Source organism: Vibrio aquimaris, assembly GCF_009363415.1.
In the GTDB taxonomy this organism is placed as follows: Bacteria; Pseudomonadota; Gammaproteobacteria; order Enterobacterales; family Vibrionaceae; genus Vibrio; species Vibrio aquimaris.
On sequence record NZ_CP045350.1, the window covers coordinates 103,258 to 127,347 of the forward strand.

At 44.1% G+C, this 24,090-nt stretch carries 23 protein-coding genes; 16 read left to right on the forward strand and 7 right to left on the reverse strand.

Annotated features, from left to right (window positions below):
* Window positions 1–59: 59 nt before the first annotated feature.
* The 3 genes from FIV01_RS00470 to FIV01_RS00480 are packed head-to-tail and all read left to right on the forward strand — an operon-like array spanning window position 60 to window position 2,374.
* Window positions 60–977, forward strand: coding sequence for a virulence factor BrkB family protein (locus FIV01_RS00470; protein WP_152429257.1), 918 nt, complete (start codon window positions 60–62; stop codon window positions 975–977).
* Entirely contained in the window at window positions 949–1,383 is a 435-nt protein-coding gene (gene dtd / locus FIV01_RS00475) for a D-aminoacyl-tRNA deacylase (RefSeq protein WP_152429258.1), read from the forward strand. Before FIV01_RS00470 ends, dtd begins: the two co-directional genes overlap by 29 nt.
* Before the next feature lie 52 nt (window positions 1,384–1,435).
* A complete protein-coding gene (locus FIV01_RS00480; protein ID WP_152429259.1) occupies window positions 1,436–2,374 on the forward strand; it encodes a bifunctional GNAT family N-acetyltransferase/hotdog fold thioesterase in 939 nt (312 codons plus the stop codon).
* On the opposite strand, the gene FIV01_RS00485 is transcribed toward FIV01_RS00480, so the two are convergent.
* The 4 genes from FIV01_RS00485 to hslR form a co-directional block, all read right to left on the reverse strand.
* A complete protein-coding gene (locus FIV01_RS00485; protein ID WP_152429260.1) occupies window positions 2,353–4,263 on the reverse strand; it encodes an AsmA family protein in 1,911 nt (636 codons plus the stop codon). The genes FIV01_RS00480 and FIV01_RS00485 overlap by 22 nt on opposite strands.
* 157 nt (window positions 4,264–4,420) lie before the next feature.
* On the reverse strand, window positions 4,421–6,049 hold the full coding sequence (gene pckA, locus FIV01_RS00490; RefSeq protein ID WP_152429261.1) for a phosphoenolpyruvate carboxykinase (ATP): 1,629 nt from the start codon (window positions 6,047–6,049) through the stop codon (window positions 4,421–4,423).
* A gap of 338 nt (window positions 6,050–6,387) precedes the next feature.
* Window positions 6,388–7,263: an Hsp33 family molecular chaperone HslO gene (gene hslO / locus FIV01_RS00495; protein WP_152429262.1), complete on the reverse strand. Its 876-nt coding sequence runs from the start codon at window positions 7,261–7,263 to the stop codon at window positions 6,388–6,390.
* Window positions 7,264–7,316: 53 nt separating this feature from the next.
* Window positions 7,317–7,703 carry a ribosome-associated heat shock protein Hsp15 gene (gene hslR, locus FIV01_RS00500; protein ID WP_152429263.1) on the reverse strand — a complete coding sequence of 129 codons (387 nt, stop codon included), beginning with the start codon at window positions 7,701–7,703 and terminating at the stop codon, window positions 7,317–7,319.
* Between the two features lie 252 nt (window positions 7,704–7,955).
* On the opposite strand from hslR, the gene gspC reads away from it, so the two are divergent.
* From gspC to FIV01_RS00560, 12 genes are read left to right on the forward strand one after another with little or no spacing between them, the layout of a single operon-like run.
* Window positions 7,956–8,822: a type II secretion system protein GspC gene (gene gspC, locus FIV01_RS00505; RefSeq protein ID WP_152429264.1), complete on the forward strand. Its 867-nt coding sequence runs from the start codon at window positions 7,956–7,958 to the stop codon at window positions 8,820–8,822.
* Window positions 8,823–8,861: 39 nt separating this feature from the next.
* Entirely contained in the window at window positions 8,862–10,910 is a 2,049-nt protein-coding gene (gene gspD / locus FIV01_RS00510) for a type II secretion system secretin GspD (RefSeq protein WP_152429265.1), read from the forward strand.
* Window positions 10,910–12,394, forward strand: coding sequence for a type II secretion system ATPase GspE (gspE, locus tag FIV01_RS00515; protein WP_152429266.1), 1,485 nt, complete (start codon window positions 10,910–10,912; stop codon window positions 12,392–12,394). Before gspD ends, gspE begins: the two co-directional genes overlap by 1 nt.
* On the forward strand, window positions 12,394–13,617 hold the full coding sequence (gene gspF, locus FIV01_RS00520; RefSeq protein ID WP_152429267.1) for a type II secretion system inner membrane protein GspF: 1,224 nt from the start codon (window positions 12,394–12,396) through the stop codon (window positions 13,615–13,617). Before gspE ends, gspF begins: the two co-directional genes overlap by 1 nt.
* 53 nt (window positions 13,618–13,670) lie before the next feature.
* Window positions 13,671–14,114, forward strand: coding sequence for a type II secretion system major pseudopilin GspG (gene gspG, locus FIV01_RS00525; protein WP_152429268.1), 444 nt, complete (start codon window positions 13,671–13,673; stop codon window positions 14,112–14,114).
* 33 nt (window positions 14,115–14,147) lie between these two features.
* Entirely contained in the window at window positions 14,148–14,747 is a 600-nt protein-coding gene (gene gspH / locus FIV01_RS00530; RefSeq protein WP_152429269.1) for a type II secretion system minor pseudopilin GspH, read from the forward strand.
* A complete protein-coding gene (gene gspI / locus FIV01_RS00535; protein ID WP_152429270.1) occupies window positions 14,737–15,090 on the forward strand; it encodes a type II secretion system minor pseudopilin GspI in 354 nt (117 codons plus the stop codon). Before gspH ends, gspI begins: the two co-directional genes overlap by 11 nt.
* Window positions 15,077–15,724 carry a type II secretion system minor pseudopilin GspJ gene (gspJ, locus tag FIV01_RS00540; protein WP_152429271.1) on the forward strand — a complete coding sequence of 216 codons (648 nt, stop codon included), beginning with the start codon at window positions 15,077–15,079 and terminating at the stop codon, window positions 15,722–15,724. The genes gspI and gspJ overlap by 14 nt, the downstream gene beginning before the upstream one ends.
* A complete protein-coding gene (gene gspK, locus FIV01_RS00545) occupies window positions 15,724–16,743 on the forward strand; it encodes a type II secretion system minor pseudopilin GspK (RefSeq protein WP_152431616.1) in 1,020 nt (339 codons plus the stop codon). Before gspJ ends, gspK begins: the two co-directional genes overlap by 1 nt.
* Window positions 16,706–17,917 (forward strand): type II secretion system protein GspL, encoded by a 1,212-nt coding sequence (gene gspL / locus FIV01_RS00550; RefSeq protein WP_152429272.1) that lies wholly within the window; start codon window positions 16,706–16,708, stop codon window positions 17,915–17,917. The genes gspK and gspL overlap by 38 nt, the downstream gene beginning before the upstream one ends.
* Window positions 17,918–17,926: 9 nt before the next feature.
* On the forward strand, window positions 17,927–18,418 hold the full coding sequence (locus FIV01_RS00555; RefSeq protein ID WP_152429273.1) for a type II secretion system protein M: 492 nt from the start codon (window positions 17,927–17,929) through the stop codon (window positions 18,416–18,418).
* A gap of 6 nt (window positions 18,419–18,424) precedes the next feature.
* The gene (locus FIV01_RS00560; protein WP_152429274.1) at window positions 18,425–19,189 is read left to right on the forward strand and encodes a type II secretion system protein N; all 765 of its coding nucleotides are present in this window, start codon (window positions 18,425–18,427) and stop codon (window positions 19,187–19,189) included.
* Window positions 19,190–19,258: 69 nt separating this feature from the next.
* Here FIV01_RS00560 and envZ read toward each other — a convergent pair whose 3' ends face one another.
* Entirely contained in the window at window positions 19,259–20,572 is a 1,314-nt protein-coding gene (gene envZ, locus FIV01_RS00565; RefSeq protein ID WP_152429275.1) for a two-component system sensor histidine kinase EnvZ, read from the reverse strand.
* A gap of 70 nt (window positions 20,573–20,642) precedes the next feature.
* Window positions 20,643–21,362: an osmolarity response regulator transcription factor OmpR gene (gene ompR, locus FIV01_RS00570; RefSeq protein ID WP_152429276.1), complete on the reverse strand. Its 720-nt coding sequence runs from the start codon at window positions 21,360–21,362 to the stop codon at window positions 20,643–20,645.
* Between the two features lie 180 nt (window positions 21,363–21,542).
* On the opposite strand from ompR, the gene greB reads away from it, so the two are divergent.
* On the forward strand, window positions 21,543–22,034 hold the full coding sequence (gene greB / locus FIV01_RS00575; RefSeq protein ID WP_152429277.1) for a transcription elongation factor GreB: 492 nt from the start codon (window positions 21,543–21,545) through the stop codon (window positions 22,032–22,034).
* Window positions 22,035–22,071: 37 nt separating this feature from the next.
* Here greB and FIV01_RS00580 read toward each other — a convergent pair whose 3' ends face one another.
* On the reverse strand, window positions 22,072–23,976 hold the full coding sequence (locus tag FIV01_RS00580; protein ID WP_172971797.1) for a putative ATP-dependent zinc protease: 1,905 nt from the start codon (window positions 23,974–23,976) through the stop codon (window positions 22,072–22,074).
* Between the last annotated feature and the right edge of the window lie 114 nt (window positions 23,977–24,090).

Genomic DNA, 24,090 nt, shown 5'->3' on the forward strand with positions numbered 1-24,090 from the left:
TTGCAAGCAGGTTGATATCAGGTAGACAGGCCTAAGTTTTATTCTGATTGGGGGATTTGATGTTAAACATTGAACAGATTAGCAAGCATGGCGTGAGGTTTGGACGATACCTACTCACAAGAATGCATCATGATAGAATCAATGTTAATGCTGGTTATCTAGCTTACATCACCTTACTTTCCATTGTTCCTATGCTGACTGTGCTTTTGTCGGTGTTATCTTCGTTTGCGGTTTTCGCTAATGCCGGAGACGTTATTCAAGACTTTGTGATTACTCACTTCGTCCCTGCTGCTGGGGATGCGGTCAAGCAAGCTCTGCTCGAATTTGTGGCTAATACAGGTAAGATGACGGCGGTTGGCGGTTTGTTTTTGTTTGTTGCGGCTTTGATGCTGATTTCTAACATTGACAAAAATCTTAACTATATTTGGCGAGTTGAGCACAAGCGCCGCAAAGTGTTTTCCTTTTCTATGTATTGGATGGTGCTGACTCTGGGACCAATTTTAGTTGGAGCAAGCATTGCAGCCACTTCCTATGTTACCTCTTTAAAGATACTCGATAGTGATGCTATCTCAGGTATTTATGAGCTGATATTACGCTGGCTGCCCTTTTTATTGTCATTTTTTGCCTTTATGGGGCTATATATTCTAGTTCCTAACAAAAAAGTTTATATATCACATGCATTTATTGGTGCTATCCTTGCTGCTTTATTGTTTGAGGCAAGTAAAAAAGGTTTCGCTGCATACATAACCCAGTTTCCTTCGTATCAACTTATATACGGTGCCTTAGCGGCCATCCCAATTTTGTTTGTCTGGGTGTATTTATGTTGGTTGATTGTCTTGATTGGCGCAGAGGTGACGGCTGCTTTGGGTGAGCGTGATCAGTGGAGCGAACCTCAAGAAGTGGTACACTTGGCCTCAGATAATGGTCAGCAGGAAGAAGGAAAGCGTAGTGATAGCACTGATCCAGAGAGTGAGTGAGGCCGCTGTACGAGTCAATGGTGAAGTTGTTGGTGAAATAAATCATGGATTATTGGTGCTGTTAGGTGTTGAGAAAGGTGATGATGAAGCAAAAGCAAAGCGTTTAGTGGAGCGAGTAACGTCTTATCGTGTGTTCAGCGATGACGAAGGTAAGATGAACCTCAATGTTAAACAGGTTGACGGTCAAGTGCTGGTGGTTTCTCAATTTACCTTACCAGCAGATACCAATAAAGGCACGCGAGCTGGTTTTTCACGCGGTGCTCATCCAGTTGACGCTGAGCGCCTTTATGACTACTTTGCTAACCAGTGTGCTGAATTGATACCAACCGAGCGTGGACAGTTTGCAGCAGATATGAAGGTTTCATTGGTTAATGATGGGCCAGTGACTTTCTGGTTACAGGTATAAAATTAAGATGTAAAAGCTGGTGGCTGTACGTAGCCAAAAAACAGGGATTTTTATGTTTAAGCTGATCACCCCGCAAACGGACAATCAACTCAACAAGTATTATCACTTTCGCTGGCAGATGCTTCGCGAGCCTTGGCGTATGCCAATTGGCTCTGAGCGTGATGAATATGACCCCATGAGCCACCATCGTATGATTGTCGATGGTAGGGGAAGACCAATGGCTGTAGGGCGCCTTTACATTACGCCTGATAGTGAAGGACAGATACGTTACATGGCGGTCAAAAATACTCGCCGTAGTAAAGGTGTTGGCTCTCTGGTATTGGTGGCTTTGGAGTCATTAGCTCGCCAAGAAGGCGCTAAGCGTTTGGTTTGCAATGCTCGCGAGGATGCGATTTCTTTTTATGAAAAGAATGGTTTTGAGCGACGTGGCGAGCTTACTGATGAGCGTGGTCCTATTCGTCATCAGCAAATGGTTAAACAATTAGATCCTATGGCCAATGTACTGCGCCGTCCTGATTGGTGCAAAGAATTGCAAGAGCGTTGGGAGCACCAGATCCCCATCAGCGATAAAATGGGAATTAAGATCAACCAATATACAGGTTATCAATTTGAATGTGGTTCGCAGTTAAACCCTAACTTAAACCCACACAATACCATGTTTGCGGGCTCTGCTTTTACGTTAGCGACGTTAACGGGTTGGGGTATGACCTGGCTGTTGATGAAAGAGCGTGGTCTAAGTGGTGATATTGTTCTTGCTGACAGCCAAATTCGCTACAGGCATCCTGTGACCCAAAACCCTGTTGCGTCGACTTCTCTTGATGGGATCAGTGGCGACTTAGATCGTCTAGCTTCTGGCCGTAAAGCTCGCATTATTATTTACGTTACTATCTATAGTGGTGACGTGCCAGCAGTCGAGTTTGTGGGCACTTACATGCTTCTTCCAGATTATAAATCAATGCTTGGTGTTCCCTATTCAGGCGATACGGCTTGACGATTACTTTCAGGTGAACAGACTTCTTGGACTATATTGGTCTGACTAAAAATATCAGACCAAAGCCTTTTACACTCAACTTCGCTGGTGAAAATTAAGGTGCCGAACTGGTATTTAGCAAGATCGATGTTACCTGCGAGTTGCGCCTTTTCCCCTTTACCTGTGATTTGCATTCGGCCTCTGTCTATCGCTATTTTTATGGTGTTGAGAGGCCATTCTCTCTGGTAGATTGTTGTTTTATCATCACTTTGCACTCTCAGAGCGGCTTGATTTAGGTGTAAGTTAGCTGAGCCAGTTAGGCTATGAGCAAAGATTGGATAGTCTCCAGAGAGGCCTTCAAGGTTAATGTCTGCTTCAGCCATTCCTATAACTTGAAAGGGCAGTTTTTCTTGAAGCAAGGGCAAGTCGACGGGAAAACCATCGACATTTAATGACAGTTGCCAAGGGGCGCTGAGCTCTTGTCTTTGCCACTGGCCATTGGCTTCTATGTATCCTCTTGCTAATGGCAAGAAGGCTCGCTCAATACTGATGTTTTCATTTTGAGCGGTCAGTTTAACAATGGCTTGTGTGGTCAATAAGTTATCTAAACTGGCATTGTTAGCAGTCGCTTCTATGCTGCCAGAGTACAAGCTAGGTTTGCCATTTTGGATTAACTGTAAATCCTTGCCTTCAACATTAATGCCTGAAATTTGCCAGTAAGGGCGTTGCTCAACTTGAATCAATTGAGTGTTTTTAATCTCCAGTGTTTTGATAGCGAGCGTGTCGAGAAAGTTTGAGGCCTTGTCCAAAATCACAACTAATTGGTCTGTGTCCTCTAACCACTTAATACCTGAGATTTTGAGCCAGTTGAGATCGGCTTGCTTTTGAGTCAAAGAACCACTCATTTGAATGCGACCTTGCTTGAAGTCTGCATCGAACTCATCCAAAGAAATAGCTGAGTTCGATATATTGAGCCTAGCGGTTGGGCTGACAAGACGCAGCTGTTCGTAATCTATGCTTTCTGCGTTAAATGACAGGCTTGCTTGTTCTTGCTGCTTTAAGGCTTGATTGATGAAAAAGTTTTCTAGCGAAGCATCAATTTGATTGAGGTTCCAGTTTCCATAACTAATGTCACTGTTGAGAATATCCAAACTGTTAACGTGATAGACAGGCAATGCCAAATCTTTAAAGCCATTAAATAACTTCTCGGCGGGTAAAGCTTTGGAAAGCTTTAGTTTATTGACGGTAACGTTAATCAGTGACCAGCCTTGCGGGTATTGCTCTGCTTGACCTGAAACATCGGCATCACGCCACTTAAAGGAAGCTCCATAGATGGTGCTATCTTGCGGTTGATATTGGGCGTCAATTAGTAATTTATCCAGAGCCTCGCCATCCACATACAACTGCTGGGCTGATAATTGAACTTTGCCATAGGGAACCGTCTGCTTTGGCGAGAGCCACACTGGCTTTTGTATTTGCAAATTGATGTCCCGCGCTGACCAATTAGGCGCTTGAATGTCAACATGCTGAAGAGCCAATTGTTGTATCTGAAGTGACTGTAATAGTGGTGAACTAAGTGTGCTCAGTTTTAAGTTTGCCTCTTCGATCAAAATCGAATCGAAAGACAGTTTGTTGTCTTTCCAAAGTGATGAGGATACCCAAAGCGAGAGTTTGGGAATGTGAAAGTCTTGGCTGCCATCCGTTATATCGACGTCTGTGAGAGTAAGTTGGTAGGGTGGCGAGTATGCTGCCTGCTGCACTTTTATTGTATAAGGTAAAAATTGGTCCAGAATGACATTGACAATTTTCCCTGAATAAGGCGATTGGAGCAGAAAAAACAGTGAGACTATCAACAAGCTGCTTACACAAACTATGATAACAGAGGTGATGACGAAAACTTTTTTTAACATTCCAACCTTCTCCCAGTTCAGACTTCAGCTAGCTTGGAACATTTTTCTTTTTCAGGCAACAAAAAGCCCCTTTAACTAGGGGCTTAACATCTAAATTTACCGACTTGCTTGCTTTGTTACTTGAAATAATATCGAGGTAACTAAAGCTTACACTGCGTTAGTCAAGCTGAGGGCCAGCCGCGACTAAAGATTTACCTTCATCATTGTCTGTATATTTAGCAAAGTTGTTGATAAAGCGCTGAGCAAGGTCTTTGGCTTTATTTTCCCACTCTTGAGGGTCTGCATACGTGTCGCGAGGATCCAATATGCCAGAATCGACATCATGCAACGCGGTTGGAACCTCTAGGTTGAAGATAGGAATATGCTTAGTGTCTGCGTTTTCAATTGAGCCATCTAGAATAGCATCTATAATTCCGCGAGTATCCTGAATCGAGATTCGTTTACCACTACCATTCCAACCCGTGTTGACGAGATATGCTTCTGCGCCTGCCGCTTCCATACGTTTAACCAGTACTTCAGCATATTTGGTTGGATGAAGGGTTAGGAAAGCTGCGCCAAAACACGCTGAGAAAGTTGGTGTTGGCTCGGTAATTCCACGTTCGGTACCAGCAAGTTTTGCCGTAAAGCCTGAGAGGAAATGGTACTTCGTTTGTTCCGGCGTTAGCTTAGATACTGGTGGTAATACCCCAAATGCATCGGCTGACAGGAAGATAACCTTATTGGCATGCCCACCCTTTGATACAGGCTTGACGATATTCTCTATGTGCTCGATCGGGTAAGATACACGAGTGTTTTCAGTTTTAGAACCATCATCAAAGTCGATAGAGCCATCGCTAAGCACAGTGACATTCTCTAGCAATGCATCGCGTCTGATGGCATTGTATATATCAGGTTCAGCTTCTTTAGATAGCTTAATGGTTTTGGCATAGCAGCCACCTTCAAAGTTGAACACGCCGTCATCATCCCAGCCATGTTCGTCATCACCAATGAGTGCGCGCTTAGGATCGGTTGATAGGGTTGTCTTACCTGTTCCTGAGAGACCAAAGAACACTGCAACATCGCCATCTTTACCCATGTTCGCAGAGCAGTGCATAGAGGCAATATCTTTCAAGGGTAAGAAATAGTTCATCATGGCGAACATGCCTTTTTTCATCTCGCCGCCGTACCATGTACCACCGATAAGCTGCATGCGCTCAGTTAGGTTAAATACAGTAAAGTTCTCTGAATTCAGACCGTGTTCTTGCCATTTTTTATTAGTACATTTAGCTCCGTTCATGACCACAAAGTCGGGTTCAAATGTCTTTAATTCTTCTTCGCTAGGGCGAATGAACATATTTTTGACAAAGTGTGCTTGCCACGCAACTTCAGTAATCACGCGGATGCTTAGGCGAGTATCTGGGTTGGCCCCGCAATAGCCATCAACCACAAAGACACGTTTGCCAGAGAGTTGGCTGGTAACCTCGTCTTTAAGGTCATTCCACACTTGCTGTGTGATCGGCTTGTTGTCATTTTTTACCGCGTCAGAAGTCCACCACATGTGCTCTTCTGTCGTTGCATCTTTTACTATGTACTTATCTTTCGGTGAGCGCCCAGTAAAAATACCAGTGTCCACAGCCACGGCACCTAGTTCTGTTACCACGCCTTTTTCATAACCTTGTAGGTCGGCGCGAGTTTCTTCTTCGAACAGCATTTCGTAACTTGGGTTGCGAACAACCTCTTTTACGTTGTGAAGCCCATGTTTGGTAAGATCAATTGTTGCAGCCTGTGCATGCTCCATAACGGTCATAGGTGCTCCTTGTAGGAATATATCTTAGGGATGTTCTAATAATGTTTTAGTGGTTATCTGCTCACCATGCTAACAACGGGTGCTGGGCAAAACAGGGATGCAGTTCAAAAAGAATCCATGTTAGCCATTCGGTTTTCAGCGACTCATCACACAATAGCTGCGACAGTGTATCGCGTACGCAAAGGATTGCGCTAGAGATAAATTAATTATTAATATACAAAAATTAAGCGGTTGCTTTATTACGTGTAATCGTCGATTTATGGTGATGTTAATCACAAAAGACCAGATTTATACTGGTCTTTTGATAAGAAAATTACAGCCTTATTGCGTCTTGTAAATTAATGCAGTGTGCTGTTGCCAGAATTGGCTTGAGCGAATAGCTCTTCAACTTGAGCTTGGTCAAAAGAATAGTTAGTTCCGCAGTAATCGCAATGCAAAGAAATTGAGCCTGCTTCAGCCAAGATGTCGTTCACTTCCTTGCGTTCTAGCGTCACTATGGCCGCACCACTTTTCTCTCTCGAACAGCCACAGTGGAAAACCACAGGTTGAGGTTCAAAGACGCGCACGTTCTCTTGGTTATACAAGCGATACAAAAGCTCATTCGCCTCAAGAGAGAATAACTCATCATCTTTTACTGTGTCTGTTAGCTGTTCAAGATGCTCAAAGTCTTCGGGACTTCCTTTGCCGTCAGGCATGATTTGTATCAGCATGCCAGCAGCTTGTGGTTTGCCTTGGTGTTCGCCAGTTCGTATCCAAAGGCGAGTTTTAAGCTGCTCTGAATTGGCAAAGTATCCTTCTAGAATTTCCGCTAAGTTGTCACCTTCAAGAGCAACAATACCTTGATAACGCTCAGCGTTTTTTGGCTCAATAGTGATAACCAAATAACCTTTGCCCATCATATCGTGAATGCTTGCATCATCTTTTATGTCGCCTTCCCAACGCGCTACGCCACGAACTTTTTGGTTATTGTCGCCATTAATTACGGCTAGGGACACAGGACCATCACCCTGCAACTGCATGGTAATAGAACCTTCGAACTTTAGTGTGGCGGTTAACAATGTGGCAGAGACTAGTAGCTCACCTAGGAGTGTTTTCAGAGGTGTGGGATATTCCTTACTGGAGATAATCCGTTGGTATTCATCACTCAATTGTACCAACTCGCCACGTACTGAAAGGTCTTCAAAGAGATAACGGTTTAAAACATTGTGTGCCATTAAGTATTTCCTCGTACGTATGGTACAGATATCAGCGGCATGCAGGCTGATATTTATTGGTGTTTAAATTTAATTATATCGCGTCGCTGCTTTTTGTCTGGCCGGCGATCGGGGCTGGGGTTGTGTGCGTGAAGCTTTCGCTGCTTTGCATTTTCTTCACGTTTAGTAAGACTGCTTTCAGTTTCACTGTACAGAGTTTGTGCTTCTGGTGCTCCGCGTCTTTGGTCAGAAATCTTTTCTATCACCACGGTTTTTTCCTCATGGCCCTGGCGAAGTGTAATGATGGCTCCTAACTCAACGATTTTACTTGGTTTGCTGCGCTGTCCATTGTAATGGACTTTTCCACCGTCGACCATATTGCGAGCAATGGCACGTGTTTTGTAAAAACGTGCAGCCCAGAGCCATTTATCTAGCCTGACTGCTATAATTTCTGTAGCCATAGTGGATACTAACCTCTGAGGGATATCAATCTTGTGCCAAATTATTGGAGTAACAATGGTGACGCAGCGCTCATTTTTCAAGGTACATAACAAAATTCTGTATCTTTGTGTGTTAATCAGTTCGATTACAGTGTTGGTGGTTGAATATTTTGGTAGAATGCTCAGTTCAAACGAAAACGTTAATGTAAAAATACTTGCTAAGTAACAAATACCTAGCACAGCTTTGTCAGCTGGTTATCGAAAGGATTGTGAGTGAATATTCGTGGTGTAATTCAACTGGACACTTTTGTGAAAAATCAGGATCGCTTAAGTGCAGTGACAACCGTCATATTGCTAGCAATGAGTGCATGGGTTGCTGGCGCCCTAATTTGGCAGCCGCTGGAATCTCAGTCAGTGACGGCTTGGAAGCCTTCTGCTTTTTCGAGTAATGTTGAGAAAGGCGCTGGCTTAAACATTGCTGATCTACAAAATAGCCATTTATTTGGCCGCTATCAGGCGAACGCTCCCGCAGTGAAGAAAAAAGTGGTCACTGAGGCACCTAAAAGTCGTTTGAGTGTTGTTCTCGTTGGTGTTGTAACCAGTAGTGAAGAGGGTAAAAACTTAGCGGTAGTGTCCAATAGAGGCCAACAAGCCACCTACGGTATTGGTGAAACACTTGAAGGTACAAGAGCGACAGTCGTTGAAGTGCTCTATGACCGCATTATAGTGGATAACTCAGGCCGCAATGAAACAGTCATGTTGGAAGGGTTAAAATACACTAAAGATCCTCAACCTCAGCCGAAATCCCAATCAGTCAAGGCGGAGGTATCAGCTGATAAGTTAGATGAAATTCGTACGGTCATCCGTAAAGATCCCAAACAAATTTTCCAATATGTTCGCATGTCTCAAATGAAAAGGGATGGTGAAGTCATAGGGTATCGTCTGTCCCCAGGCAGAGATAAAGAGCTGTTTGAATCGGCTGGTTTAAAACCTGGGGATGTCGCAACGCAGATTAATGGCCAAAGTCTGAGTAACCCTGCTGCTATGGGTGAGATTTTTAAAAACATGTCTTCGCTTACAGAGCTTAATCTGACGGTAGAAAGGGATGGCCAATCTTTTGAAATTTATATTGAATTATAATAATGATGCAAACGCATACATCATTCCAAGGAGTAGAAGGTGAACCATTGGCTTAAAAAAAGCGCTTGGCTTTTAGCAGGAAGCTTATTGACGTTTCCTGCTGCGGTAGTGGCGAATGAATACAGTGCTAGCTTTAAAGGCACAGATATTCAGGAATTTATTAATATTGTTGGCCGTAACCTAGAAAAAACGATCATTGTTGACCCTTCCGTGCGGGGCAAAATAGATGTTCGTAGTTATGACATGCTGACGGAAAAGCAATATTACAGCTTCTTTCTTAATGTTCTAGAAGTATACGGATACGCGGTCGTTGAAATGGATAACGGTGTTATTAAAGTTATCAAGTCAAAAGATGCGAAAACCTCTGCGATTCCAGTCGTTGGCGATGGCGCTATTGGTGGTGATGCCGTCGTGACCCGTGTGGTGGCTGTACGCAATGTGTCAGTTAGAGAGTTATCTCCTTTGTTGCGTCAACTTAACGACAATGCTGGAGCAGGTAATGTGGTTCACTATGACCCCGCCAACATTATTCTTATCACAGGCCGCGCCGCAGTAGTTAACCGATTAGCCGATATCATCAAACGAGTAGACCAAGCAGGCGATAAAGAAATTGAAGTGGTTGAGCTTGACAACGCCTCGGCTGCGGAAATGGTTCGTATCGTTGAAGCTTTGAATAAGACGACAGATAACAAAAGCACTCCAGCCTTCCTTCAACCTAAATTGGTTGCAGACGATCGTACCAACTCTATTCTAATCTCTGGAGATCCTCAGGTTCGTCAGAGGTTACGCAAGCTTATTAAGCAGCTTGATGTTGAAATGGCAACTAAGGGCAACAACCGTGTTGTCTATCTTAAGTATGCTAAAGCAGAAGATTTGGTCGATGTGTTGAAAGGGGTATCAGAAAACCTTCAAGAGGAAAAATCAACGGGCACTAAAGGGGCAAAAACTTCCAAGCGTAATGAGGTGATGATCTCAGCCCATGAAGGGACTAATGCGTTAGTCTTGACCGCGCCACCCGATATTATGAACTCTCTGCTTGATGTGGTATCTCAGATTGATATTCGCCGAGCACAAGTGTTAATCGAGGCCTTAATTGTAGAAATGTCAGAGGGTGACGGGATTAACCTAGGTGTGCAATGGGGCTCGCTGGAAACGGGCGCTGTGATTCAGTATCCAAATTCGGGAGCACAGATTGGTCAAGTGATGGTGGGGCTTGAAGAAGCCAAGGACAAAGAAAACTCAAACTTAACGTATGACCCTGATAATCCAGCTGCCAATGATGCTGGTTATGTTGAACAAATAACCACTGAAAGTGGTGATTACTCCACTTTAGCATCTGCATTAGGTGGGGTTAATGGTGCGGCTTTAAGTGTGGTTATGGGCGATTGGACCGCTTTGATCAGTGCCGTCTCAAGCGATGCTCAATCTAACATCCTATCTTCACCAAGCATCACTGTGGTTGATAACGAAGAAGCAAAATTTATCGTCGGCGAGGAGGTTCCGGTAATAACAGGTTCGCAGACGGGCTCAAACAACGACAACCCATTCCAAACGGTCGAACGTAAAGACGTTGGCGTTCAGCTTACAGTAACGCCGCAAATCAATGAAGGGACGTCAGTCCAATTGACTATTACCCAAGAAGTGTCCAATGTGCTGCCAGCAACGACTAACGCAGCGGTGGATGTAAGTTTTGCCAAGCGTCAGCTCAATACCACGGTTATGGTAGAAGATGGGCAAATGATAGTACTCGGCGGTCTTATCGATGAGCAAACCACAGAAAGTGAGTCTAAGGTCCCGCTTTTGGGTGACATTCCTTACTTAGGCCGATTATTTAAATCCACCAGTTCGCAAAAGACGAAGAGGAATCTGATGGTATTTATTAAGCCGACTATCATGCGTGACGGCTTAACAGCGGATGGTATCACGCAGCGTAAATATAACTTTATCCGTGCGGAGCAACTGTATAAAGCAGAGGAAGGTATCAAGCTGATGGACGATGTTCCGGTACCAGTATTGCCTAAGTTTGGAGAAGAGATTCGCCATCCTGCAGAAATACAAGCCTTCTTGGATCAGATGGAAGTTCAGTGATGGACGAAGTAATCACATTTCGCCGCCTACCTTTTAGCTTTGCCAATCGATTTAAAATGGTATTGGAGCCGAGTGAGCAAGGGTTGGTCCTCTACTATGTCGCTCCTTTGGCTTTTGAAGCACTACTTGAGGTCAAGCGAGTTGTTGGTGAAGGTTTCGAAATCCAAGAAGTATCGAAAGAATCTTTTGATACCAAGCTCACTGAAGCTTATCAACGCGATTCATCGGAAGCTCGTCAGTTGATGGAAGATCTCGGTGCTGATAATGATGACTTTTTCTCTCTGGCAGAAGACTTGCCACAAGATGAAGACTTATTAGAGTCTGACGATGATGCGCCAATTATCAAGTTGATTAACGCCATGCTCGGCGAAGCAATCAAAGAAGGTGCTTCGGATATTCATATTGAAACCTTCGAGAAAGCGCTGTCTATTCGTTTTCGTATTGATGGGGTTTTACGTGATGTGTTGTCCCCAAGTAGAAAGCTTGCTCCTTTGCTCGTTTCTAGGGTCAAGGTTATGGCCAAGCTGGATATAGCAGAAAAGCGCATTCCTCAAGATGGCCGGATTTCATTGCGTATTGGCGGTCGAGCAGTTGATGTTCGTGTGTCGACCATGCCATCTTCACATGGAGAACGTGTGGTAATGCGACTACTTGATAAAAACGCCACTCGCCTTGATCTGCACAGTTTAGGAATGACACCTGAGAACCACGCGAATTTTCGTACCATGATTGAACGCCCCCATGGCATTATTTTGGTTACTGGTCCTACAGGTTCAGGTAAATCGACCACTTTGTATGCTGGGCTTCAGGAGCTTAACAGTAATGAGCGTAACATTCTGACCGTTGAAGATCCGATTGAATTTGATATTGATGGGATAGGCCAAACTCAGGTAAACCCTAAAGTTGATATGACTTTTGCTCGCGGCTTGAGAGCAATATTACGTCAAGATCCTGATGTGGTTATGGTGGGCGAGATACGTGATTTAGAAACGGCTCAAATTGCGGTTCAAGCCTCTTTGACCGGCCACTTGGTTATGTCGACCCTGCATACCAATACTGCTGTTGGTGCAATCACTCGCTTGCGAGATATGGGAATCGAGCCATTTCTGATTTCTTCTTCACTACTGGGTGTTTTGGCTCAGCGTCTGGTTCGGACTTTGTGCTCCGAATGTAAAGAGCCTTATCAAGCGGATAAAGAGACGAAGAAGCTGTTCGAACTTAATGAGCAAGATGAGCTAACTCTGTTCAAGCCCAAAGGGTGTGAACACTGCAATAACAAAGGTTATCGAGGTCGTACCGGTATTCATGAACTTCTTGTTGTCGATGAGCAGGTACAAGAGAGTATTCATAGTGAAGCTGGTGAGCAAGCGATTGAAAAAGTGATTCGCCAATATACGCCAAGTATTCGTCAAGATGGTCTAAGCAAGGTTCGTAATGGCATTACCTCTCTTGAAGAAGTAATGAGAGTGACGAAGGAAGGTTAATGGCAGCATTTGAATACAAAGCTTTAAATAAAAAAGGAAAAAATCAAAAGGGTGTTATTGAAGGTGATAACGCTCGCCAAGTTCGTGCTCGCCTTAAAGAGCAGGGTCTAATTCCGATTGAAGTGACAGAAACGCGGCAAAAAGCCAAGAAGCAAAATGAGCAAGCGGGTTTTACCTTCAAACGTGGTATTAGCACCCCTGATTTGGCTTTGATTACCCGTCAGCTCGCTACTTTGGTGCAATCGGGTATGCCGTTGGAGGAATGTCTTAAGGCTGTGTCTGAGCAATCAGAAAAGCCACGTATCCGAACCATGCTTTTGGCGGTTCGCTCGAAAGTGACGGAGGGTTACACTCTTTCGGATAGTTTGGCCGACTTTCCCCATATCTTCGATGACTTATTCCGCTCTATGGTGTCTGCAGGAGAAAAGTCGGGTCATTTAGATGCGGTTTTGGAGCGCCTAGCTGATTATGCAGAAAATCGCCAAAAAATGCGCTCTAAGCTGCAACAAGCCATGATTTACCCTGTGGTACTGGTTGTTTTTGCGATTGGGATTGTGGCCTTTTTGTTGGCGGCTGTGGTGCCTAAGATTATTGGTCAATTTGTACAAATGGGGCAGGAATTACCTCAATCGACTCAGATTCTTTTGGCATCGAGTGATTTTATTCAACATTGGGGAATCCAGATATTCTTTGCTATCGTAGTCTTGGTTTATGTGTCTAAGTTTGCTTTGAGCAAACCGAATTTACGTTTGAGTTGGGACCGTAAAGTTGTACATATGCCATTAATCGGCAAGATCTCGCGTGGATTAAATACGTCGCGGTTTGCGCGTACGTTATCTATTTGTACATCAAGTGCTATCCCGATTCTTGAAGGTATGAAGGTCGCAGTTGATGTAATGTCTAACCACTATGTAAAACAGCAGGTTTTGAGTGCCACAGATAATGTTCGTGAAGGTGCGAGCCTGAGAAAATCTCTCGAACAAACTAAGTTATTCCCCCCTATGATGCTGCATATGATAGCCAGTGGTGAGCAAAGTGGAGAATTAGAAAGTATGCTCACTCGCGCAGCGGATACTCAAGATGCGAACTTTGAATCCACAGTCAATATTGCGTTAGGTATTTTCACTCCAGCTCTTATCGCCTTGATGGCTGGGCTGGTTCTGTTTATTGTGATGGCAACTATGATGCCAATTTTGGAAATGAATAACTTAATGAGTGGTTAGTCATAGTCAGGCGACTTTCCCGTCTTGATACGAGTTTTTATATGGAGAATCTAATGAAAGGAAAAATGAGGAAGCAATCTGGTTTCACCCTGTTAGAGGTCATGGTTGTTATAGTTATTCTGGGTATCCTAGCCAGTTTTGTTGTTCCTAACTTACTCGGTAATAAAGAAAAAGCGGACCAACAGAAGGCCATTACCGATATTGTTGCACTAGAAAATTCACTGGATATGTACAAACTGGATAACAGTGTCTATCCAACTACCGACCAAGGTTTGGAAGCATTGGTTAAAAAGCCTTCCAGTCCTGAGCCGCGTAACTACCGTGAGGGGGGCTATGTGAAGCGTTTGCCAACAGACCCATGGGGAAATGACTATCAATACTTAAGCCCGGGTGATCATGGCAATGTTGATATCTTCACATTGGGAGCGGATGGCCAAGAAGGTGGTGAAGGTATTAATGCCGATATCGGCAACTGGAACATTCAAGACTTTCAATAAGGCAGTGGCGGCATAAGCCGCCCTCTTTTTCTTATGCATCAAAGATATTCAAATCGCTTTCGAGCTGGATTTACATTGCTCGAGATTTTGCTTGTCCTAGTATTGGTTTCGCTGGCATCTGTTGCGGTAATTTCAACGTTGCCAACCAGTGCTAAGGACGAGTCAAAGATACAAGCAAAATCACTCTATCAACGTCTCTTATTGCTCAATGAAGAGGCGATGCTGAGTGGCCGTGATTATGGTTTAAGGGTGGATGAAAAAAAATCTTCTTACTATCTGATGACACTAGAAACTGAAGGTTGGAAAAAGCTTAACATCGATCAAATCCCTTATGAAACAAAGCTTGAAGACTCTATGGTCATGGCTTTATCTTTAGGCGGAAGTGCATGGGATGATGATAGGTTGTTTAAGCCTGGTGGCTTGTTTGATGATGATTTGCATGAGGAACTGTTCGAGAAGAAAAAACTTCCTCCACCGCAAATTTTCATTGTTTCTAGTGGAGAAGTAACGCCATTCACTGTCTCTATTTATCCACAAAAAGGTGATGAAGAGCAAGATGCGTGGAAAGTGACGGCTAAAGAGAATGGTCAGATAGTGCTTTTAGCTCCGGGAGAGAGTCTTGATGAAAGCTAAGCGCGGAATGACACTATTAGAGGTATTAATCGCTTTGGCTATTTTTGCCACCGCTGCTATCGCGACAATTCGTTCCGTAAGCCAGCACATTAATACTCTCAGTTACCTTGAAGAAAAAACTTTCGCTGCCTTGGTGGCGGATAACCAAATGGCGCAAGTCTTGTTGTCACAGAGCAAGCCGAGTAAAAAGAAAGGCAAAGAGGAATTAGCTGGTCGAGAGTGGTTTTGGTCGATAGAACCAGTAGCAACGCAAGGTGATATTTTGCAAGCCTTCGATGTGAAGGTGGCGACGACTGAAAAAGGCTCTCCAGTAGTAACGGTAAGAAGCTATGTGCAGAAATAAAGCGCCTCTTAAGCCATCGGGATTTACACTTATTGAAGTTTTGGTAGCTATTGCTATCTTTGCCAGCTTAAGTATTGGTGCCTATCAAGTGTTGAACCAGGTACAACGCAGTAATGCTCTGTCACTTGAACGCAGTGAAAGATTAAAAATGCTGCAGCGAACTCTTGTTTATATGGATGGCGACTTTCGCCAGATGGCGACACGTCAAACCCGAACCAATGGTGAAGAGACCAATGGCATGTTGCTGCAATGGAAGGAATACCTTTTGGACTCTGATGCAAAAGGTATCATGTATACTCGTTTAGGTTGGCATAATCCACAGCAGCAATTCCCTCGAGGCGAGATAAGCAAAGTCGGTTATCGGATAAAAGATGATGTGCTAGAGAGAGTGTGGTGGCGCTATGCTGATACTCCTGCTGGTCAAGAAGGTATTTCTTTACCACTGATCGATAACGTTGAGTCTTTCGAAGTTAAGTTTATGGAAGGCTCTGATTGGAAAAAAGAGTGGACCAAGAAAGAGGCCTTGCCAAAGGCGGTCTCTGTCGAATTGCAACTGAAGGATTATGGCAAGATTGAGCGCATTTATTTGGTTGCAGGTAGTGAAGCAAGTAATTCAGAGGAGAAGACGCCATGATGAGGCGCTCTCAGCAGGGTGTTGCCCTTATCGTCATTTTGCTTGTTTTGGCTGTTATGGTGAGTATCGCTGCGAGCATGGCTGATAGGCTATTTACCCAATTTAAGCGCGCACAAAATCAGCTCAACTATCAGCAAGCTTATTGGTACAGTTTGAGTGTTGAAGCTCTAGCAAAATATGGCATTGAGCAAAGTTACCAAGATAACCCAGATAGTATTAACTTATCTCAACCTTGGGCTAATGAATTTGATAGTTTGCCGCTTGAGTATGGTACGGTTAGTGGTAAATTAATCGATGCACAGGCATGCTTCAATATCAATGCATTGGCGGGGCTAGAAACAAACGCTGGGTCGTCTCAAGTGCCATTTTTGGTGGCTAGATTTCAAAACCTACTTGAAGAGTTAGAAGTAGAAAACTACCAGGCGGAAACAATATCTCAATCTTTATGGGAATATACCGATAGTAACGACTCGGTGAATTCACCTTCAGGCGTTGAAGATAGCTATTATGAGGGTTTGTCTCCAGCCTATCTAAGCGCTAATACTTTGCTCGCTGATAGCAGTGAGCTTCGAGCGGTCAAAGAAGTCAGTGGCGATGCCATGGAAAAAATTAGTTCTATGATTTGCGCACTTCCCACCAGTGATTTACGCCTCAATGTAAATACCATATCGGTAGATCATGCCGCTTTGCTGGTTGCTATGTTTTATCCTAACTTGAGCGCATCACAAGCGAAAGAAGTTCTGGATGGCCGAGGCCCAGATGGTTGGGCCTCGATAGATGACTTTATGAATCAAGCTGTACTGAGTAGTTTGGGCGATGAAGTCAAAAAAGAAGTAAAAAAGTACTTGAGTGTCGATAGCAAGTATTTTGAGATGGATGCTGAGGTGCTGGTGGATAATTCTAGGGTGCGACTTCGCAGCCTGTTATTTAGTGATGATAAAAAAACTGCAACGGTAGTACGCCGTCGCTTTGGAGGGATCGGTGAACGAGTTTCTAATCGTTCGGCTGAGCAAAAATAAAACAGCGGTCATTCAATGGCTGGTTTGGTCTGAAATCCAAAAGGAAGTGATAGCGAGCGGAGAGCTGCAGGATCATCAGGATTTATCAGACCTAACTCACTATGCGCAAGGGCGCCAGCTTATTTTATTGGTGTCTACTGCCAACCTAGTGTTAACTCAAGTTGATATTCCCGCTGGGGCAAATCGTCAGCTTGAGTCGATGCTGCCATTTCTGCTTGAAGATGACATTGCTCAGGATGTTGATGAGCTACATTTTACTGTGCTTGCGAAGCAAGATGGTAAAGCAAATGTGTGTGGTATCGATCATAGTTGGTTGGAAGCCATTATTGCTGATTTTCGTGAGTTGGGTTTGGTGGTGCGTAAAGTCATACCTGATGCACTTGCTTTACCAGTCTCTGAGGAGATGGGCTTAACAGCAGTAGAAGTTGATGGGCAGTGGCTGGTAAAAAAAGGGCCTTATCAAGCCATGAGTATTGAGGCATCTTGGCTTTGTCTCCTAGTACAATCTGAATGGGTTAAACAAGGTGATGACTATTTGCCGCTACAAGCGTTCTCACCATTACCAGATTTAGATTTGGGTCAAGATCAAGACTGGCAAAATGCCTCGCCTAAATTAGTCATGCAGCTGCTGGCAGAAGGTGCGGTGCAGAGCAAGTTGAACCTTCTATCTGGAGAGTTTAAACCTAAATCTTCGCTTGGTCGTCACCTCAAGGTATGGAGAAAAGCCGGTATAGCGGCTGGTGTGCTACTTGTTATGGTCGGTGTGAACAATTGGCTGCAGATCCGAAATGCAGAAGCTCAAGCCAATGCATACCGTAGTGAAAGTGAGCGTATATTCCGCCAAATAACCAACAAGAATAAGATCCCAACGGTCACCTATCTGAAACGAGAATTACAGCGAGAGGAAACAATTTTGTCTGGGAGTGGTGGTGAATCAGTGCTTGATTGGATGATAAAGATGCCTCAAGTGATGAAGCAAGTACCGGGACTCAAATTGACCAGCTTTAAATACGACGGCTCCAGAGGTGAGGTGCGGTTGCAGGCACAGAGTAATGACTTTCAAACCTTTGAGAAAGCTCGAGAGTTGATGTCAGATAAATTCATGGTTGAGCAAGGGCAATTGAGTAAGTCTGGTACTTTAGTCAATGGTACCTTCGTGCTTAAACGTCTGTAAGAGGTGGAGATGAAGCAGTTATTAACATCAATACAGCTTTGGTGGATGAAGACCAGCCAACGTGAGCAACATATGTTGATGGTTTGCGGTGCATTTTTGTTTTTGGGCATCCTCTATTGGGGTATTGTACAGCCTGTCATTGAAAGGGCCGATGCCGCGACGCAGCGCATTCAAAACGAAAAGCAGCTTTTGAGTTGGGTTAAGGATAAAGCGGATAGTATCAGTCAACTTCGCGCCAATGGTGGAATGTCCTCATCCAATTTGCCTTTAAATCAATCTATCTCTTCTACAGCCTCTCGTTTTGGCGCGGAACTTGTGAGAGTCCAGCCTCGAGGAGACGAGCTGCAAGTATGGGTGCAGCCGATGCCGTTCAATCGTTTGATTGACTGGATGACTTTCCTGAAAGAAAGTCATGGTGTGTCTGCAACTTTTATGGATATTGATAAAGGTGAGCAAGAAGGAACTGTTGAAATTAAGCGCCTCCAATTTGTAAAAGGATAGTGTGCAGTGAAAAAAATTATTCTGCTGAGTTTGGCTCTGTTTATGGTGTTTTTAATAAGTGCTATCGCACATTTGCCCGCTCAGATAGCGCTGAATTATCTGCCTTTGCCCCAACAGCTTATGGTAAGTGGGGTCACAGGCTCTTTTTGGAATGGTCGAGCTGATGCTGTTCAGTGGCAAAATAGTAACTATGGTTCTCTGAACTGGACCTTATCACCACTTAAGCTCCTGCTTGGTAAAGCAGAAGCGCAAGTACGCTTTGGTCAGGGTAGCGATATGCAGATCTCTGGGCGAGGAACTGTCGGCCTGAGTATGTCTGGTCCTTATGCTCATAAGCTAGTTGCTTCTCTTCCAGTTGATAAAGCCCTTGAGCTAGCTCCACCGCTTCCCATTCCTATTGAGCTCAACGGTAAAGTGGAATTGAGTATTCAATCTATGGTTTATGCTGCGCCATATTGTCAATCGGCTACGGGCTCATTGGTGTGGAACACAGACAAAGTTGTTACTCCTCTTGACGAACTAAAGCTAGGTCCAGTGATTGCCAACTTTACTTGCAATAATAGTGATATCAAGGTTAAAGTGGAGCAAAGCAGTCAAGATGTTGTAAGTTCAGGCGATCTTGAACTTAGCCCAAATCGCACTTATCAAGCATCGGCATGGTTTAAACCAGGGGAAAGTTTCCCTCAAGCTCTTGCGGAGCAATTGAAGTGGCTGCCCTCGCCAGACGGGCAAGGCCGCTATCAGCTTAGTTACCAGGGTAAGCTTAACTAAAGACAGCAACTTGAGTTAGATATTTGCCAGAAATAGGCGTTTGTATTTGTGGCAAATATCGACATTGGGCTAGCTAGCCTTGATCGTTGGAAAACTAATTTGCGCTCTAAGTCCGCCATTGCTGCGATTATTAATAGTGACGCTTCCTTGGTGTTGATTGGCGATGCGTTTGACTATCGCTAGGCCGAGTCCAGTTCCCTCGCTTCCACGAGCTGTATCACCACGAGTAAAGGGTTCAAACAGTTTTCCTATCTGATTTTCCTCGATCCCTGGGCCATTGTCTTCCACACAAACCCATACAAGTGCATTATCTGCTGTGATACCCGTACTAACTTTGACCCAGCCATTGCCGTAACGCATGGCGTTGATCACTAGGTTAGTAATGGCTCGCTTGATAGCAATCGGGCTTCCATAGGCAAACTTAAGTGGTCGGTGATACTCAGTTTCGATTTTTACTTCATATCCACCTTCAGCAGAAGTCACTTCATTGGTGATGTCGTTTAGATTAACAGCAACAAACGTTTCTCTGTCGACGGGTTTTAGATAATCCATAAACTGATTGATGATCTGATTGCATTCCTCAGTATCACTAATGATACCCTCAGCAAGATAACTATCCTGCGGTGACATCATTTCGGTTGCGAGACGTATGCGTGTCAGTGGGGTTCTCAAATCGTGACTGATACCAGCCATGAGTAAGGTTCGGTCCTCTTCAAGTGCTTGAATGCCTTTGGCCATTTGATTAAAAGCGCGGGTAACCGCGCGAATTTCTGATGCACCCTTCACCGGTAAAGGAGGAGGGATATCGCCTTTACCCACTCCTTTGGCGGCTTTTTCTAGCGCTATAAGAGGCCGGTTTTGTAAGCGGATAAAAAGCCAGCCTCCTGCAACTATGAGTAAAGCCACCAATAAGCTATTGCGAAATAATGGGGCAAAGTCTTCTTCATGTAATTCGGATAGTGGAATACGGAGAATAGAGCCTGGTAGCGAGTCAATTTTCATCCACAGTGTATAGCTATCCTCTCCGAGCGTCATGCGCACATCGGTTCCAGTGCCGAGCTCTTTGCTCATGTCTTCACTCATGAGATCTATGGTCATTCCCTGATAATACTCGGCCGCTATTGGGCTATCTTCACTATGAATAGTGACCCCAAGCTGCTCAAGTACTCTTCTTCGTAATGGTGCGTCTATTTGGAGCTGATGCTCGGCATTTGCAGAGTCATCAAGCATAAGGCTGATTTCATGACCGAGAATCTTATTGAATTGTTGTAAGCTGGGCATCAAGGCGTAATTGAATACAGCGTAATAGGAATAAATTTGGCTTGCGATAAGTAAGGTGAAAAAGATAAAGATTGATTGGGTAAATGAGCTAGTAATACGCATGCCAGTAACCTTAGTCGCAATGAATAAAAGAAATGCGAGACATAAGCTCGCATTCTTACCGGATTAGCTATTATGCCTCTTTGCCATCTGGAACAAAAACATAACCTAGTCCCCAGACAGTTTGTATGTAGCGTGGCTTACTTGGGTCGAGCTCAAGCATTCGGCGCAGACGCGATATCTGTACGTCAATCGAGCGCTCCATCGCTGAATACTCTCGGCCTCTGGCCATGTTCATCAGCTTATCTCGAGACATGGGCTCTCTGGCGTTGGTGACCAGTGCCTTTAAAACGGCGAACTCCCCTGATGTCAGAGGCATAGATTCTTCGCCTTTAAACATCTCTCGTGTGCCTAGATTAAGGCTAAACTCGCCAAACTCGACAACAGATTCTTCAGCACTAGGAGCGCCAGGAAGTTCAACCGTTTGACGACGTAATACGGCCTTGATTCGAGCAAGCAGTTCACGGGGATTAAATGGTTTAGGTAGATAGTCATCTGCCCCCACCTCTAAACCGACAATGCGATCGATTTCATCGCCTTTGGCAGTTAGCATTAAAATCGGAAGAGTGCTGTTTGCATTGCGTAGTCGTCGGCAGATAGATAAACCGTCCTCTCCTGGTAGCATGAGATCCAGCACCATTAAATGGAAGTTTTCACGGGTCAATAGGCGGTCCATTTGTTCGCTGTTGGCAACACTGCGCACTTGAAACCCTTGTTCAGACAAGTAACGTTCTAACAGTGCACGCAAACGCGCATCGTCATCAACAACCAAAACTTTGTGCTTTTCTTGCATAGAATGCTTCCACCTATTTGTATATCCAGTGCTCAGTGTGAGGGGCTAGGACTTTTGCCTTGCGACTAAAATGTAACACCCTTTAGTAAAAAGTAGTCAAAAGAATTGTTAATGATTATTACCTTTTTGATCCTTTTTAGCTAATGTATATGCCAAGATCAACCGAGTAGTATTGAAGCAATGAAAACAAACTTGATCACCCGTGAAGGTTTTCAGCGATTAAAAGATGAACTTGATTTTTTGTGGAAAGAAGAACGTCCAGAAGTGACCAAAAAAGTCACTTGGGCCGCTGGTTTGGGCGATCGCTCCGAAAATGCGGATTACCAATATAACAAAAAACGCTTACGAGAAATTGATCGACGGGTTCGCTACCTTAGGAAGCGTATAGAGCAGGTTAAAGTGGTCGACTATTCGCCTCAGCAAGAGGGAAAGGTTTTTTTTGGAGCATGGGTAGAAGTAGAAAATCAAATGGGCGAAGTGAAAAAATTTCGTATTGTTGGTCCAGATGAAATTTACGGCGATGCAAAGGACTATATTTCGATTGATTCACCTATGGCGAGAGCGCTAATCAAAAAAGAAATCGATGATGAAGTGATGGTAAGAACCCCTGAAGGGGAGAAAGAGTGGTTTGTAAACAGGATTGATTATAAGGCTGATGTTGAGCCTAGTTAGAATACCGCCGCGCAGCTGCGTGGCGGTAGAAGATTGATTATTTCTCGTAATCAGGCTTGTCTGTCACTATATAGTTGGTTTCACTAGAGACCATAACACCATGTTTTAAGAAGTTTTTGCCTAAAATCATACTGTAATGAAAGCGGCTGCGATCTTGAAGGTTTACTCTCACTCTCTTTTCCAAGTCACCGAGTTTCACTTGCATTTCAACCACAGGGCGAACATTGGCTTTCTCCCCCTTTTTGGCCTTGATTCGCATAGTGTCTACAACTGGCTTGGTAAAAGTTTTGCTCATGCCTGCGTCGTTTTTATAGGTAAAGCTAACCATGTCTTGGCCATCTTTTTTAAATTGCTTGATATTTAAAGCGTTTATCGAGCTGACATCCGCGCCAGTATCAAGTTTGACCGGAAAAGATATACCTTCGACTTGCGCAACTTCAATATGGCCAGCTTTAAAAATTGGGTCATTCTCCAGTAGATTATCTGACCGTGTGTTTAAGAGTACGCCACCTTTGGCAATGTTATGACCCAATACAAAAAAGGGTTGTTGATCTTTATCTAGGATATCCAGAGCAACATTCATTGGCTTATCTTTACTGCCAAGTTGGACATTTACTTCTATTACAGGGCGTACTGAGTCACCTACTTTGAGCTTTTTAATCACAGGTTTTGTAATTTTTTCCACTTTCCCTATCTCTGTTGGTAGATAGAAAGTCACTACTTCTTTGTTATCCTTTTCAGTGAGCTCGAAGCTCTCTACGCGAAGTAAAGGGGTTTTAACCGCAAAAGTTGGGTAAGCAGGCAGACTGATATTATCCAGTTTGATGGATTCTTGCGGCGAAATCACCAGAGGGTCAGATTTAAGAGCGTCGCTGAATGGCTTGTTGTGTTGGAGTAAGTTTTCTTTGTCGGTGTCGATAACAAAGTGCTGGCTTGCCAAATCCTTACCAATTCTAATTTGCGAGCTGAACTTACTCCGGTCGCGCAAATAGACCAACCAATTTTGGTTATGCGTCTTATCTATTGTGACGGGTAGGTAAACCAAAGGACGTTCACCACTGCTGGTCTTCAGCATCCGTACTAAAGGCAAGCTCATGGTTTGGCGCTGTTTGTTCTTTCCCTCCAGAACAAACGAGACTTGCTTATTCTTTTTGTCTACTTGGATGTCTAGTGCATGGGCACTGGTATAGCGAGCTGTGGTTGAAATGCTGGTTTTATAGGGAATATTAGAGATGGTGACTAAGTCCTTTTTGCCAATCATCTTCGCATTGGGCTGCTCTTGAAGATAGTTATATCCGGCTAGCACCCAAGCATTGTTGTTAAGGTAGGTTTTGCCAATTAGGATTGGAGCTGAAAAGTGAGAGCGGTCAGTTAAATTAACCAAAGTCTCTACTTTCTTGTTCGCAATTGTCAGAGGCATCATTATCGCGGGGCGCAAAATGGGCTCTTGGCTGGTGCGGCTGCGGATGACACTTAACTTCTCCAGCTCTTTGTCGACGGGTATTTTCTTACCTGTTATGGGGTTTGGTATCTCAAAAGTGACGTGGACTTGATAGGTATCAAAGCTGTCATTATCCCAGCTTGCTGCGGCAAATTTCTCAGCATCCCAAGTTCCATCGGTACCAATTAAATCACCGAAAACTGCCCACATAAGTTGGTCATCTTGGTACTTTTTAAACTTAGGGTTGTTGCTGTATAGGTGAACATTTTCGGCATGAATAGAGGTGCTATCAGCACCAGTATCAATTTTGCCAGCAAAAGGTACCTGAGCAAGCTCAGAAATACCGCTGAAGTAGACGTTTTCGACTCGGCCTAATACAGGTTTGTTATCGAGCTGGTAAATAGGACTTTGTGTGGTGGCTGCAAGGGCATGCTGCCAAGTCAATGGGTTGGCAAGTAAAGCCACCATTAGCACTAAGGCCGAAGACAGTTTCTTCATCATAGTTTCCCGTAGATATTTAAGCGCAAAGGTATGTTCTAATACTCAGAGTTGATCTGCTTTCAGTTGTTCCAGTTTTGACATAAATCTGCTGGATGTCTATCAGGAGTTGGTAAA

Excerpts from the sequence above, each read along its gene's own strand:
- gspK (WP_152431616.1), top strand. The coding sequence starts at position 15,724 with ATGAGGCGCTCTCAGCAGGGTGTTGCCCTTATCGTCATTTTGCTTGTT.
- gspF (WP_152429267.1), top strand. The coding sequence starts at position 12,394 with ATGGCAGCATTTGAATACAAAGCTTTAAATAAAAAAGGAAAAAATCAA.
- FIV01_RS00485 (WP_152429260.1), bottom strand. The coding sequence starts at position 4,263 with ATGTTAAAAAAAGTTTTCGTCATCACCTCTGTTATCATAGTTTGTGTA.
- envZ (WP_152429275.1), bottom strand. The coding sequence starts at position 20,572 with ATGCGTATTACTAGCTCATTTACCCAATCAATCTTTATCTTTTTCACC.
- gspJ (WP_152429271.1), top strand. The coding sequence starts at position 15,077 with ATGTGCAGAAATAAAGCGCCTCTTAAGCCATCGGGATTTACACTTATT.
- FIV01_RS00580 (WP_172971797.1), bottom strand. The coding sequence starts at position 23,976 with ATGATGAAGAAACTGTCTTCGGCCTTAGTGCTAATGGTGGCTTTACTT.
- FIV01_RS00480 (WP_152429259.1), top strand. The coding sequence starts at position 1,436 with ATGTTTAAGCTGATCACCCCGCAAACGGACAATCAACTCAACAAGTAT.
- FIV01_RS00470 (WP_152429257.1), top strand. The coding sequence starts at position 60 with ATGTTAAACATTGAACAGATTAGCAAGCATGGCGTGAGGTTTGGACGA.
- gspE (WP_152429266.1), top strand. The coding sequence starts at position 10,910 with ATGGACGAAGTAATCACATTTCGCCGCCTACCTTTTAGCTTTGCCAAT.
- greB (WP_152429277.1), top strand. The coding sequence starts at position 21,543 with ATGAAAACAAACTTGATCACCCGTGAAGGTTTTCAGCGATTAAAAGAT.
- pckA (WP_152429261.1), bottom strand. The coding sequence starts at position 6,049 with ATGACCGTTATGGAGCATGCACAGGCTGCAACAATTGATCTTACCAAA.
- hslR (WP_152429263.1), bottom strand. The coding sequence starts at position 7,703 with ATGGCTACAGAAATTATAGCAGTCAGGCTAGATAAATGGCTCTGGGCT.
- gspI (WP_152429270.1), top strand. The coding sequence starts at position 14,737 with ATGAAAGCTAAGCGCGGAATGACACTATTAGAGGTATTAATCGCTTTG.
- gspG (WP_152429268.1), top strand. The coding sequence starts at position 13,671 with ATGAAAGGAAAAATGAGGAAGCAATCTGGTTTCACCCTGTTAGAGGTC.
- gspH (WP_152429269.1), top strand. The coding sequence starts at position 14,148 with ATGCATCAAAGATATTCAAATCGCTTTCGAGCTGGATTTACATTGCTC.
- ompR (WP_152429276.1), bottom strand. The coding sequence starts at position 21,362 with ATGCAAGAAAAGCACAAAGTTTTGGTTGTTGATGACGATGCGCGTTTG.
- FIV01_RS00555 (WP_152429273.1), top strand. The coding sequence starts at position 17,927 with ATGAAGCAGTTATTAACATCAATACAGCTTTGGTGGATGAAGACCAGC.
- hslO (WP_152429262.1), bottom strand. The coding sequence starts at position 7,263 with ATGGCACACAATGTTTTAAACCGTTATCTCTTTGAAGACCTTTCAGTA.